This is a genomic window from Streptomyces flavofungini (genome assembly GCF_030388665.1).
Lineage (GTDB): Bacteria > Actinomycetota > Actinomycetes > Streptomycetales > Streptomycetaceae > Streptomyces > Streptomyces flavofungini_A.
On sequence record NZ_CP128846.1, the window covers coordinates 6,802,549 to 6,815,293 of the forward strand.

The 12,745-nt window shown below is 72.6% G+C and carries 14 protein-coding genes and 1 riboswitch; of the genes, 9 read left to right on the forward strand and 5 right to left on the reverse strand.

The features are described from left to right. Positions 1-138: 138 nt before the first annotated feature. On the reverse strand, positions 139-507 hold the full coding sequence (locus QUY26_RS29045; RefSeq protein WP_289951731.1) for an arsenate reductase family protein: 369 nt from the start codon (positions 505-507) through the stop codon (positions 139-141). A 228-nt stretch (positions 508-735) separates the two neighbouring features. On the opposite strand from QUY26_RS29045, the gene QUY26_RS29050 reads away from it, so the two are divergent. Both QUY26_RS29050 and QUY26_RS29055 read left to right on the forward strand, forming a co-directional pair. Continuing rightward, a complete protein-coding gene (locus QUY26_RS29050) occupies positions 736-1,095 on the forward strand; it encodes a hypothetical protein (RefSeq protein WP_289951733.1) in 360 nt (119 codons plus the stop codon). Positions 1,096-1,246: 151 nt separating this feature from the next. Continuing rightward, positions 1,247-1,444: a hypothetical protein gene (locus tag QUY26_RS29055; protein ID WP_289951734.1), complete on the forward strand. Its 198-nt coding sequence runs from the start codon at positions 1,247-1,249 to the stop codon at positions 1,442-1,444. Positions 1,445-1,540: 96 nt separating this feature from the next. Here QUY26_RS29055 and QUY26_RS29060 read toward each other — a convergent pair whose 3' ends face one another. Continuing rightward, positions 1,541-2,695: a haloacid dehalogenase-like hydrolase gene (locus QUY26_RS29060; protein WP_289951735.1), complete on the reverse strand. Its 1,155-nt coding sequence runs from the start codon at positions 2,693-2,695 to the stop codon at positions 1,541-1,543. A 175-nt stretch (positions 2,696-2,870) separates the two neighbouring features. Here QUY26_RS29060 and QUY26_RS29065 point away from each other — a divergent pair, with 175 nt between their 5' ends. The 7 genes from QUY26_RS29065 (at position 2,871) to QUY26_RS29095 (ending at position 8,701) form a co-directional block, all read left to right on the forward strand. Further along, the gene (locus QUY26_RS29065; RefSeq protein WP_289951737.1) at positions 2,871-3,782 is read left to right on the forward strand and encodes a helix-turn-helix transcriptional regulator; all 912 of its coding nucleotides are present in this window, start codon (positions 2,871-2,873) and stop codon (positions 3,780-3,782) included. After that, on the forward strand, positions 3,779-4,348 hold the full coding sequence (locus QUY26_RS29070; RefSeq protein WP_436840424.1) for a VOC family protein: 570 nt from the start codon (positions 3,779-3,781) through the stop codon (positions 4,346-4,348). Before QUY26_RS29065 ends, QUY26_RS29070 begins: the two co-directional genes overlap by 4 nt. Further along, positions 4,346-4,531: riboswitch (cobalamin riboswitch) on the forward strand. (Overlaps the previous gene by 3 nt.) A 151-nt stretch (positions 4,532-4,682) precedes the next feature. Further along, on the forward strand, positions 4,683-5,672 hold the full coding sequence (locus QUY26_RS29075; protein WP_289956152.1) for an ABC transporter substrate-binding protein: 990 nt from the start codon (positions 4,683-4,685) through the stop codon (positions 5,670-5,672). Then, positions 5,669-6,721 carry a FecCD family ABC transporter permease gene (locus QUY26_RS29080; RefSeq protein WP_436840425.1) on the forward strand — a complete coding sequence of 351 codons (1,053 nt, stop codon included), beginning with the start codon at positions 5,669-5,671 and terminating at the stop codon, positions 6,719-6,721. The genes QUY26_RS29075 and QUY26_RS29080 overlap by 4 nt, the downstream gene beginning before the upstream one ends. A gap of 248 nt (positions 6,722-6,969) precedes the next feature. Continuing rightward, positions 6,970-7,788 (forward strand): ABC transporter ATP-binding protein, encoded by an 819-nt coding sequence (locus QUY26_RS29085; RefSeq protein WP_436840532.1) that lies wholly within the window; start codon positions 6,970-6,972, stop codon positions 7,786-7,788. After that, the gene (locus QUY26_RS29090) at positions 7,785-8,294 is read left to right on the forward strand and encodes an MmcQ/YjbR family DNA-binding protein (RefSeq protein ID WP_289951739.1); all 510 of its coding nucleotides are present in this window, start codon (positions 7,785-7,787) and stop codon (positions 8,292-8,294) included. Before QUY26_RS29085 ends, QUY26_RS29090 begins: the two co-directional genes overlap by 4 nt. A 116-nt stretch (positions 8,295-8,410) precedes the next feature. Next, complete coding sequence (locus QUY26_RS29095) at positions 8,411-8,701, forward strand: DUF6355 family natural product biosynthesis protein (protein WP_289951741.1); 291 nt, start codon at positions 8,411-8,413, stop codon at positions 8,699-8,701. 490 nt (positions 8,702-9,191) lie between these two features. Here the strand turns inward: QUY26_RS29095 and arsM are convergent, their stop codons facing one another. The 3 genes from arsM to chrA form a co-directional block, all read right to left on the reverse strand. Then, positions 9,192-9,944 carry an arsenite methyltransferase gene (gene arsM, locus QUY26_RS29100; RefSeq protein ID WP_289951743.1) on the reverse strand — a complete coding sequence of 251 codons (753 nt, stop codon included), beginning with the start codon at positions 9,942-9,944 and terminating at the stop codon, positions 9,192-9,194. A gap of 209 nt (positions 9,945-10,153) precedes the next feature. Continuing rightward, entirely contained in the window at positions 10,154-11,158 is a 1,005-nt protein-coding gene (locus QUY26_RS29105) for an arsenic resistance protein (protein ID WP_289951745.1), read from the reverse strand. A gap of 188 nt (positions 11,159-11,346) precedes the next feature. Beyond that, the gene (gene chrA / locus QUY26_RS29110) at positions 11,347-12,657 is read right to left on the reverse strand and encodes a chromate efflux transporter (protein WP_436840533.1); all 1,311 of its coding nucleotides are present in this window, start codon (positions 12,655-12,657) and stop codon (positions 11,347-11,349) included. Positions 12,658-12,745 lie beyond the last annotated feature (88 nt).

Sequence of the window (12,745 nt, forward strand, 5' to 3'; positions counted from 1 at the left end):
ACCCTATGGGCCGGTATGTAACGTTTTGCCTGCTGCTGCCGATCGGTTTCCGGTCGATCGTCGGCAGGCCGACCGGCGACGGTCGATCGGTGACGGGGCGGTCGGTGTCGGGCCGATCGCATACCGGCCGACGACCGGCTACCGCGAGAGCGCGTCCCGCACCGCCTCCTCCGTCCGCGCCACGACGGCCGTGCCGTCGTCCGCCGTGATGATGGGCCGCTGGATCAGCTTCGGGTGGGCGGCGAGCGCCTCGATCCAGGCGTCGCGCCCGGACGCGTCGCGCGGCCAGCGCGCGCGGTCCTTGAGGTCGAGCTCCTTCGCGGCGGCCTCCTGGGTGCGGGTGATGTCCCAGGGCTCCAGGCCGAGGCGGTCGAGGACGGCGCGGATCTCGTCGGGGCTCGGTACGTCCTCCAGATAGCGGCGGACGGTGTACGTGGCGCCCTCCTCGTCGAGCAGGGACAGCGCGCTGCGGCACTTCGAACAGGCGGGGTTGATCCAGATCTCCATGGCGCCCACGCTAGCGCCGCGCGCCCGGCGGCCCCGGAGCCCCGCCCGTGTTCGAATTCTGTAGTCCCACGCGCACCTCGGGGAACTAGGGTGACAGGCGGGCAAGTTCCCTGTCCACCTGCGGTTTTGACGCTCCGCGTGGACTGCTGATTGTCAGTGGCGGGCAGTAAACTGGTAGCAATGTTCGAAGGGGCCGTGAGGGCTCCTGAACGCGACAGGAGGATGCCTGTGCCCGCTGCCGCACTGCCGTCGAAGCCCGGTGTCACGCGCACCCGCACCACCGCCGCCCCGCGTCCCGCGCGCAGGTCGCGCGCCCCGCGCCCGGACCACCCCACGCTCTGTGACGTGCCGTACGTCCCGTTGGAGAAGCGCCCCCTGCCTCCCGGCCGCCCCCGCGACTGGTACATCACGCACAACCGCCGCCTCAAGGCCATGCGCCTCGCCATCGCCCTGCTCGACTCGGGCGTCCTGGTGCCGAACCAGGCGAGCAACGTACGGATACGCACCATGGCGGAGACGGTCGGCATCCACCCGCCGTCGGACACCACCTGCCACATGGTGCGGGCCCTGATGCGCTACAGCCGCTGACGCGGACCGGGGGCCGCGCCGCACCCGGCGCGGTCCGCTCGTTTCGGGACGGGGTGGAAGCGGGGAGGGGCTTCGTGGAGCCCCCCCGGCCCCACCCGCCCCGTCCCCTCTCCCGTCCACGGGAGCGAGCCCCCGGCCCAAGACCGTCAGCGTGTTCACCCTCGGCGGCACCATCTCCGCGCAGGGCGGGGACCACGCCCGACTCAGCGGCGCCCGGACCCTGCCCCGGCCGCCGCCCCGGCCCCGCCCGGCGTGGACATCGAGCTGCACGACGTCCGCCGACCCCGGCTGCCGGGGCCTCGGCGTGCTCACGGTCCTCGCCGACGAGATCCGGCTGCGGGCCGGGTGACGCGAGGGAGCCCCGGGGCCGGCCGACCCCGGGGCTCCCGATTCGTTCAGCCGGTCGTTCCGCTCAGCCAGTTGTTCCGCTCAGCCGGTCGAACGCTCAGCCGATCTGCTCCGGCGTCACCGTCAGCCACCGCTTGTCCGCCGTCACCGGCTGCCCCAACTCCCGCTGTCGCGCCGCGTTCTTCCGCTTCATCCCGTCCAGCTGCTTCATGTAGCTGTCCTTGCGGTTGACCCACACGCGCACGCCCCCGTGCCGCACGTCCGCCGAGTGGAACAGCATCGGGCCGTCGCTCACGGGGGTGTCCCCGGCGACCAGGACCGGCTTCTTCCACTCGTCGATGTACGTGGAGATGGCGGCGGGCTTGCCCTGGTACCAGGTCAGCGGTGCCCAGAGGTTCGGCGTCAGCTCGTACTTCGCGAGCCGCGCCCGGTCCTTCGGGCCGAACCGGCCTTCGGCGATCTCCTTGCGGGAACTGGTCACCCGGCCCGTCTTCGGGTCCTTGAGCTGCAGGCCGACGCCGATGACGTTCTGCGGCTTCACGCCGTACCCGTACTTCGGGTCGGCGAGCACCATCCGCACCAGGTCCTCGCTGGCCGCGCTCACCACGTACACCTCGATGCCGTGCGCGCGCAGCGACTTGTACAGCTCCCGCATGCCGGGGGAGAACTCCGGCCGTTCGACCTCGGTCTTCGTGACCTTGCCGTTCTCGTCGTAGTACGTCGCCGGGATCGGTTTGTCGTACGCGAGGAGGTCGTCCACGTACCCCTTGAGCTTCTTCAGCGTGAAGCCGGAGAAGATCTGTGCCGCCCACGGGTAGCAGACCTGGTCGTCGACCTCGCAGAGCCGGTTGTAGTAGCTGTACAGGCTCTCCTTGTGCGTGGCCGTGTCCTTGAACGGGATGACCTTCAGGGACGGGTCCATCGTCGCGCGGCTCAGGACGCCCTTCATCTCCAGGAACGGAAGGAGCGATTCCTCCAGGTCGTGGCGGTACGTCGTGTTGTCCGCGTCGAAGACCGCGTACGCGCCCTTCCCCCGGTTCTCCGCGATCACCTTGCCGAGCTTCGCCGCCACCGGCTTCGGCCAGTGCGTGAGGTCGGCCGCGGCGGCACGGGCGGCCGCGCTCGGCGCTGGGGCGTCCACCGCCTTCGCGTCCGCCGCGCTCGGCCACAGCGCGCCGCCCGCGAACACCGCCGCCGCCAGCGCCCCCGCCGCCCCGACGACCGCCGGCCTGCCCTTTGTTCGAATTGCCATGGTTCCCGTTCCCTGGAAGCGCTGAGCCGACCCGTCCGGAGCGGCGCGCCATGCTACGAGGACAAGGTGCCCGATTCCCATGATCGAGGTCACCGTGCGTGCCGGGCATGGGACGGACGGACGCGGGTAGCCGCACCGGACGACAGGCCCGTCCGCGCCCGCCCACAATGGCTTCATGGGCCCCACGGCTACGGACACCACCGCCCGCGACGGCGACACCGCCTCCCGCGAGTTCGTCCGCGCCGCGCCCCCGCCCGGCGGCCTGGTCGTGTCCGCCGTGGGCTACCGCACGCAGGGCCGGCGCACCGCTCTGCACCGCGGCCTGCCGTCCCCGTACCTCACGCTGATCTTCTCCCTCGACGGCCCCGTCATCACCGGCCGCACCCCCGGCCAGGCGACCGGACCCGACGCCGTCCGCACGGACATCGTCGTCGGCGGCCTGCACCAGAGCCCCGCGTACGTCGTCCAGCCCGAGCACGAGGCCGGCATTCAGCTCGCCGTGCATCCGCTCGCCGCCCGCGCCCTGTTCGGGCTGCCCGCCGCCGAGCTGGCCGGACAGCTCGTCACCGACGGCACCGACGTCCTCGGCCGGGTCGCCGCCGACGTCCGGGAACGCCTCTGCGAGCAGGACGCCTGGAGTGACCGGTTCGCCTTCCTCAACGCCTACTTGGCGCGCCGCGCGGCCGACGCGGAGCGCGCCGGAGGCGTCCGGCCCGAGGTCGGCGAGGCCTGGGCCTGGCTCGCCCGGCACCGCGGCGCGGGCACCCTGCGCGGTCTGTCCGCGCACGTCGCCCTCAGCGAACGCCGCCTGTCCGCGCTGTTCCGCGCCGAGACCGGCGTCACACCCAAGCAGGCCGCCCGTCTCATCCGCTTCCAGCACGCGAAGGCGGCCGTCGTCCGCGCGGTCGCCGCGGGCGCGCGCCCCGACCTCGCCCGGATCGCCGCCGACTGCGGGTACTACGACCACTCCCACCTCGTACGGGACTTCCAGCAGTACACGGGGGCGAGCCCCAGCGCCTGGATGGCCGAGGAGTGCCGGAATATCCAAGCCGGAGGGCACGCGGGCGGCGAAGACTGGGACGCATGAACAGCAACGAAAACCCGCAGAGCGAACAAAGCAGGCAGAGCGCACAGAGCGCACAGAGCGCGCAGACCACGGAGACCTTGGAGACCACGGAGGCCACGGAGGCCACGCGAAACAGCCAGGGCGGCCCGACCGGTCCGGTCGCGGCGAACCGTCGCGCGCCCGACGTCTGGGCCACCTTCCAGGCCGACGACGCACCCGCCCTGATCGACTTCCTCGTCGGTACCGTCGGCTTCCTGCGCACCGCCGTCCACGAGGACGGCGGCCGCGTCGCCCACGCCCAGCTCGACTGGCCCGAGGGCGGCGGGGTCATGCTCGGCAGCTACGACCCGAAGGCCGCCGAATGGTGTCTGCGGCCCGGCACGTTCGGGGCGTACGTCGTCACCGACCACGTCGACGACCTCTACCTCCGTCTCACCGCCGCCGGCGTGAAGGTGATCCGCGAGATCGAGGACCAGCCGTACGGCAGCCGCGAGTTCGCGGTCGCCGACCCCGAGGGCAACAAGTGGGCCTTCGGCACCTACCGCGGTGAGCCCGCCCCGACCAGGGGTGATGCCGCCCCGGAGTGATAGCTTGCGGACGCCAGTCGTACCCGCACCTGGGTCGGGGAATCCGGTGGGAATCCGGAACTGACGCGCAGCGGTGAGGGGGACGGGCGGGGCCAGCGGCCACTGGGAGTCCACGGACCCCGGGAAGGCGGCCCCGCCCGGACGAACCCGAGTCCGAAGACCTGCTGGCACCGCCGTCCGCACGGGCGGCGGAGTTCGCAGACCAGGCTCCGCGCATGAGCCCTGAGACTCGGGAAGACGTGTGCCTTCGACCCCGCGCCGCCTCGGCGTCCGCCGTACCCTCCGCCCCGCCCGCATACGCACCCGCTCCGCCGCCCTGAGCGCGGGCCTCGCCCTGGTCCTCGCCGCCACGTCCGCGTGCGGTGGCCCGGCCGCGAAGCCCGAGCGGGAGGCGCGGGCCGGATACCCCCTCACGCTCACCGCCTGCGGCGAGCGGACGAAGGTGACGGCGCCGCCGGAGCGGGCCGTCTCCCTCGACCAGGGCTCCACCGAGATCCTGCTCTCCCTCGGCCTCGCCGACCGCATGGTGGGCACCGGCACCTGGACGGACCCCGTCCTGAAGCGCCTGGCGAAGGAGAACGCGAAGGTCCCACGGCTCGCCGACCGCTACCCGTCGCTGGAGAAGGTCCTCGACAAGGAACCCGACTTCGTCAGCGCGTCGTTCCTCTACACGGTCGGCAAGGGCGGCGTCGCCGACCGGGCCAAGTTCACCGAACTCGGCGTACCCGTCTACGTCTCGCCGACCGACTGCGCGGGCAAGGACAACACCGGCGACGACGACGGCACCCGCACCAAGACCCTCACGATGGACACCGTGTACGGCGAGATCCGCGACCTCGCGCGCGTCTTCGGCGTGGCGGAGCGCGGCGAGAAGCTGATCGCGGACCTCAAGTCCCGGGCCGCGCGCGCCAAGAGGTCCGTCGACGCCTCCGGCACCACCCTCATGTACTGGTTCGCCAACTCCGAGTCCCCCTACATCGCGGGCTGCTGCGGCGCCCCCGGCATCATCACGCGCGCACTCGGCGTGCGGAACGCCTTCGCCGACACCCGCGCGGAATGGCCCCAGATCAACTGGGAGACCATCGCCGACCGCGACCCCGACGTCCTCGTCATCGGCGACCTCACGCGCAGGTCCCAGTCCGCCGAGAGCGCCCGCCAGAAGATCAAGTTCCTGGAGTCCAACCCGGCCACGAAGAACCTCACGGCCGTGCGGAAGAAGCGGTACGTCCTCCTCAGCGGCCAGGCCCTGAACCCGGGCATCAGGACCGTCGACGGCATCGAACAAGTGGCGGCGGCGCTGCGCGAGTTCGGCCTCACGAAGTGAGGGCCCTCGCGGGCGGGGGCCCGCGTCGGCTGCGTTCGGCGCTGCGCGGCGGACTCCTCGCCCTGGCCGGGCTCGCGGCCCTCTTCCTCTCCCTCGCCGTGGCCGTCACCATCGGCCCCGCCGACATCTCCGTGCCCGACGTGTGGTCGGCCGTGGCCGCCCACCTCGGCTGGGGCGAGGCCGAGCTGACGCCGATCCGCGACGGCATCGTGTGGAACCTGCGGATGCCGCGCACGGTCCTCGCGGCGGTGTGCGGCGCGGGCCTCGCCGTGTGCGGGGCGGTCCTCCAGTCGCTCCTGCGCAACCCGCTCGCCGACCCGTTCGTGCTCGGCGTCTCCTCCGGCGCGTCCACGGGCGCCGTGGCCGTCGTGGTCCTCGGCGTCGGCGGGGGAGCGCTCACGGTCTCGGCGGGCGCGTTCATCGGCGCCGTCGTGTCCTTCGCCCTGGTCCTGCTGCTCAGCCACACCCTCGGCGACACCACGGACCGCGTGGTCCTGTCCGGCGTGGCCGCCATGCAACTGTTCTCCGCGCTCACCTCCTTCGTCGTCCTCACGGCCGCCGACGCCGAGACCACCCGGGGCGTGCTGTTCTGGCTCCTCGGCTCGCTGAGCGGCGCGTCCTGGACGGACGTGTGGACGTGCGGCGCGGTGCTCGTCGTCACGCTCACCGTGTGCCTGCTGCAGGCCCGCGCCCTCGACGCGTTCGCCTTCGGCCAGGACGCGGCGGCCACCCTCGGCGTCCACGTGGACCGGGTGCGCGTGCTGCTGCTCTGCACCACGGCGCTCCTGACGGCGGCCCTGGTCAGCAGCGCCGGGGCGATCGGGTTCGTGGGCCTGGCGCTGCCGCACGCGGCCCGGGCGGTGGTCGGCGCGGGGCACCGGCGGCTCCTGCCGGTGACGGCGCTCGCGGGCGCGGTGTTCCTGATCTGGGTGGACACCCTCGCCCGCACGGTCCTCGACCCGCAGGAGGTCCCGGTGGGCGTGGTCACCTCGCTGATCGGCGTACCGGCGTTCGTGGCGGTGCTGTACCGGACGCGGAGGAGCCGATGACGTACGAGGAGGCGCGGGAGAAGTCGACGTACGAGAAGGCGGCGGAGCCGATGCGGCGCGGGAAGCCCGAATCCACCGGCGGATCCGGGCACACGGACGGGAAGTCCGCCCCCACGGACGGAAAGCCCGAGTCCACGCACGGGAAGCCCGAGTCCACGCACGGAAAGCCCGAGTCCACGCACGGGAAGCCCGAGTCCACCACCGGACTCGCGGCGGACCGGGTCGCCCACCAGGCCGGGGGCCGTCTCATCGTCGACGGCATCACCCTCGCGCCCCGCCCCGGCAGCACGCTCGGCCTCATCGGCCCGAACGGCTCCGGCAAGTCCACGCTCCTGCGCCTCCTCGCGGGCGTCCTCGCGCCCGCGGCGGGCGTGGTCACGCTGGACGGCACGCCGCTGCCCCGCCTCGGCCGCAGGGAGACGGCGCGCAGGCTCGCGGTGGTCGACCAGCACGCCACCACCCAGGTGGAGCTGACCGTACGGGAGGTGGTGGCCCTCGGCCGCATCCCGCACCGCAGGCCCTGGTCGGGCACGACACCCGCCGACGACCGCGCCGTCCGCGACGCCCTGGCCCGCACCGCCCTCACCGACCGGGCCGACCAGTCCTGGCATACTCTCTCCGGCGGCGAACGCCAACGCGCCCACATCGCGCGCGCCCTGGCCCAGGCCCCCCGCGAGCTCCTCCTCGACGAACCCACCAACCACCTGGACATCCAGCACCAGTTGGACCTCCTGAACCTGATCGCCTCGCTCCCCGTGACGACGGTGATCGCTCTGCACGACCTCAATCTGGCCGCCATGTTCTGCGACGAGATCCTGGTCCTGAAGGAGGGCAGGGCGTACGCGCACGGCACGCCCACCGAGGTCGTCACCGAGGACCTCATCGCGGAGGTGTACGGGGTGCGGGCGCGGGTGACGCCACCGGCGGACCCCCTGGACCACGTGTCGGTCCGCTTCCTGAGGACCCCGGCGCGCCGGACGGATCCTTGGACTCACCAGCCTCACCGGACTCACCGCAGAGACTCCTCCGACTCACCGGAGATCCGCAGCCCAGGGAGACACCCATGACGCGCCAGAGGACGACTCCGGACGACGACGAGGTCCCCCTCGACGTCCTCACCCACCTGCGCGCCGTGTGCCTGAACCTCCCCGAGGCGCACGAGGAACCGGCCTGGATCGGCACCCGCTGGCGCATCCGCGCGGCGACCTTCGCGCACGTCTACCTGACCGACTTGACCCGCTCGGACTCCCCGTCGGCGCGCGCCATCGCGACCGAGGGCCTCACCACGACCCTCACGTTCCGCGCGCACGGCGAGGAGTTCGAGGCCCTGACCAACGCGGGCGCCCCGTTCTTCCGCCTCTCCTGGGGCAGGAACGTCGTGGGCATGCGTCTCGACGAGGCCACCGACTGGGCCGAGGTGGCGGAACTCCTCACCGAGAGCTACCTCGTACAGGCGCCGAAGCGGCTCGCGGCGCGGGTCGGCGGCCCGCCCGCACACCCGGCGGCCGAGGCCGCGGGGGAAAACGGAGGAGATCCATCCGATCGGCGGAGGGGGGAACGTTCTTCCAGGTGAAAGGGGCGCCATTCGATCATCCGAGGTGTCACGGGGCTGCGATCCTCAGGCCGAAAGCCGCCCCGGACCGCGCACCGGCCCGGGCCGAACCGACCCCCCTCACCCAGGAGTTCCCCGTGTCCGTCCGCCGCCTGGTGACCAGTGCCCTCGCCGCCACCACCCTCGCCCTCACGTCCCTGGGCGCGGTGACCGTCACCGCGACCCCCGCGGCCGCAGACCCCTGCGGCTTCTACGAGACCTCGTCCGACGCCTTCTACAACCACTGCACGTCGGACGGCTCCCGCGTCGTCATCCACGTCAGGGTCTCCATGGCGCCCGACTACGAGCGCTGTGTCGGCCCCGGCAAGACGTGGCTCGGCTCGGCGAGCAAGATCCAGGGGGCGCACTACGTCAACCGCACCTGCTGACGGCCGGACTTCGGTGAGAGGGTGACGCTGCCGGCGGGCAGCGCCACCAGCGGCCCGGGAACGCGCGCACCAGCGCGCACCCGGGCCGCCGCCGTTCCCTCTCCGGGCCGAGCTCTCCGGGCCGAGCTCTCCTGGCCCCTCCCGGCCGACCCCTGTTGGTCTACGTCAATAAAGCGCAGTGTGTGCCTGCGCGACGTACCGAGTCGCTTCAGGCCCTGCCGGAGAGCCAGTTGATGAGGACGACATCGTCGGCTGCGACGAGGGCGAGTCCTGGCCGACGGCAGGCGCCCCCCTCCTAGAGGCTGTCCAGGAAGTTGCCGACGGCCTCCACCACGCGGTTCTTGCGGCGGTGCGCCTTGCTGCAATAGAGCCGCCTGCGCCATCTGCGCGGCTGCGGCACGGGCGTGTTGCACCACGTGCACGGCAACGTCCGCGTTCTCGCTGTCCCCGCTGTACTCGCTGTTCTTGATCCCCCGTACATGCCCGCACTCTAACCGGTGGGCTTGGTGGCGCGGACGATCGCGGACCGCATGCTGTCGGCGACGGTGTGGGTCGGGGTGATCTCGACGCCGGTGAAGCCTGCCGCTTCCAGGCCGCGCCGGTACTCGGCGAAGGACAGGGCGCCCGCGATGCAGCCCACGTGGTCGCCGCGTTCGGCCCGCTGGGCGGGGGTGAGGGTGTCGTCGGCGACGACATCCGAGACGCCGATGCGCCCTCCCGGGACCAGCACGCGGAACATCTCCGCGAAGACGGCGTCCTTGTCGGTGGACAGATTGATCACGCAGTTGGAGATCACGACGTCGACGGTGTTCGCGGGCAGCGGGACGGACTCGATGGTGCCCTTGAGGAATTCCACGTTGGTGACGCCCGCCTTCTTCTGGTTGGTCAGCGCGAGGGCGAGCATCTCCTCGGTCATGTCCAGGCCGTACGCCTTGCCGGTCGGCCCGACCCTGCGGGCGGACAGCAGGACGTCGATGCCGCCGCCGGAGCCGAGGTCGAGCACGCGCTCGCCCTCATGGAGGTCGGCCACGGCTGTGGGGTTGCCGCAGCCGAGGGAGGCGGCGACGGCCTCGGCGGGCAGGGCGGCGCGCTCGTCGGCCGCGTACAGGGCGCCGCCGAAGTTGTCGTCGACCTCGACGGGCTCGGTCCCGCAACAGCCGGTGCTGCCCTCGGCCACCTGGACAGCGGCGGCCGCGTACCGCTGGCGGACGGTCTCGCGCAGGTCGGTGGGCTGATCGCTCATGACGCGTCTCCTCAAGGGAACGGAACGGCTTCTCGGACAGACTTCTCGGGCGGGCTTCTCGGGCGGACTTCTCGGGCGAGACCTCCCGAACGGACCTTCTTGATTCGAAGCCTGTCGATGCAACGCTGCGCCTTGAATCGAAGTTTGTCAACATAGAGAAATGCCGAAACAAGAGCTTTGGTGCGGAGACAGGCCGGACTCCCGAGTGGTCACCTCGTCGTCGGCGTCCGCTCGCCCCGCGCCTCCTCGGGCAGCAGCCGGGGCACGGCCCGGACGTAGACGACCATGCCGATGACCTCGACGAGGGTCTGTGCGACCACGACGACGGCGGCGACGGCGTAGGCGTCGGGCAGCGCCAGGGCCAGGGGCAGCACGACGAGGGAGTTGCGGGTGGCGCCGGTGAAGACGAGCGCGCGTGCGCCGGGGGTGTCGAGACGGAAGAGGCGGGCGACGGCCCTGCCCGCGAATGCCATCACGAGCAGGAACAGGGCGTAGCAGGGGACCACGGCGGCCACGTCGGTGAGGTTCCCGCCGAGCTTGGGGACCTGGGAGGCGACGACGGTCAGGAGGGTCGCGGCCATGAGCGGGACCATCGTGGTGGTCGCGGCGTCGGACACCTTCTGCCCGGCCGGCGCGCGCCCGGCCCACGCCTGCACGGCCCAGGCCAGGGCGAGCGGCACGACGATCAGGACGAGGAACGCCTCCAGGAACGGGCCCGCCTCGACGATGTCGCCCAACTCCGGCCCCATGAACACGTACAGGAAGAGCGGCAGCAGGAGCATCTGGCCGATCAGCAGCAGCGGTGTCGCGGCCAGCAGACGGCGGCTCGCGCCGCCCGCGAGGCCGGAGAAGACGATCACGTAGTCCACGCACGGACACAGCAGCACGAGCAGCACGCCCACGCGCGCGGCCTGGTCGGTGGGCAGGAACGCGAACATCGCGGCGACCACGAGCGGGACGACGGCGAAGTTCACCGTCAGGGCGGCGGAGAGGAACCGGGCGTCCTTGAGCGAGCGCAGCAGTTCACGGGCCGGGACCTGGAGGAAGGTCACGAACAGCAGGGCGGCGAGGACCGGGTTGATGGCGTGTTCCAGGCCGGGCCCGGCGTCCGGCGCGGCCAGGCCGAGTGCGGCGCCAGCGGCCATCGCGATCAGGTAGATGGCCACCTGGTGGTCGTCCATCCGGCCCACCAGGCCTCGCGCGTCCTGCGACATCCGTGTGCACGCCCTTCGTGGTCGTTCCGGTCCGTTCCGGTCGGCAGGGCAGGCGGTGTCCCCGCCCGAGCGGCCACGCGAATCGGGACTACAGCTCGGGCAGCCGGGCGGCCGGAGCTTCCATCCTCACAGGACACCCTCCGACCTCGGTCGACCGACCACCCGCCCGGGCCCATCAGCCCTCGGCCTCAGCCGACCGACCACCCGGCCAGAGCCGCCACCGCCCCCAGGGCGCCGGCCGTCAGGAGCGCGCCGACCACGCCGCGGCGGGCCACCAGCAGCCAGACCGCGGCGCCGACAAGCACCCCGTACTGCCACAGGTGTTCCAGCGCCAGCGCGAGGGGGATCGCCGAGCCCATGATCGCGCCGATGACCGCGGGCCCCGCGCCGGTGAAGAACGCCTGCACACCGGCGTGGGCGCGGAGCTGGTCGAACCGGGGGCCGCCGAGGATGACGAACAGGAACGACGGGGCGAAGGCCACGGCGGCGGCCAGCAGCCCGCCCGGGATCCCGGCCGCCGCGTAGCCGACGACGGCGACGGTCTGCACGACGGGGCCGGGGGTGACCTGGCCGAGCGCGACCGCGTTCAGGAACTGGCCGTCGGTCATCCAGTGGTACGTGTGGACGGCGTCGGCCTGCATCAGCGGAATGATGACGAAGCCACCGCCGTACGACAGTGCCCCGACCTTGAACGCCACCCACGCCAGCGCGGCCGTCCCACCCACCGCGGGAGCCGCGACGGCGAGCGGCACCGGCCACGCGGCACGCCGCCCCGAAGCGCCGGGGGCGCGCACCCCGACCTCCAGCAGACCGGCCGCGACCAGCACCAGCACCATCCACGGGCCCACCACAGCGGCCGCCGCGCCGCCCGCGAGGAAGTAGCAGGCCCAACGGGCCCTGGCCGCCCGCCGGTCACCGGCCCGCCGCCAGCTCGCCGGAATCAGCGCGGTGGCCGCCTGGACGGCGACAGCGGCGACGGCCGCCCCCGCCCCGGCGGCGGCGCCGCGCACCCACAGCGGCGGATTCCCGGCGAGGAACAGGGCGGCCAGGGCGAGAATGAGGACGAGCCCCGGCACGATGAAGGCAAGGCCGCCGACCAGCGCTCCGGCCGGACCGCGCAGCCGCCAGGCGGAGAAGATGGCCAACTGGGTGGAGGCGGGCCCGGGAAGCAGATTGGTCGCCGCGATGCCGTCCTCGAACTCGGCCGCCGCGATCCACTTCCGCCGCTCCACACACAGCTTCCTGAGCAGGGCGATATGAGTGGGCGGCCCCCCGAACCCGACACACCCGATGCGTCCCCACTCCCGCAGGATGGTCCCGAGCCCCACCCGCACCCGACCACCCTCGGCCGCGCCACCTGCCCCACGGACCCCACCCACACCGCCCGCACCGGCCGTACTCTCAGCACTCCCCGCACTCCCCGCACTGCCCGCACCGTCCGAACCCCTCGCACCGCCCGCACCGCCAACACGGTCCGCACCACTCGCGCCGTTCACCACACCTCTTCCCCGCACCGGGTCTCCTCCGAGCAGCGCGACCTTACCGGCCGGGTGTGAACGGGCCTCGTCCGCGACTTGTCAGAACCAC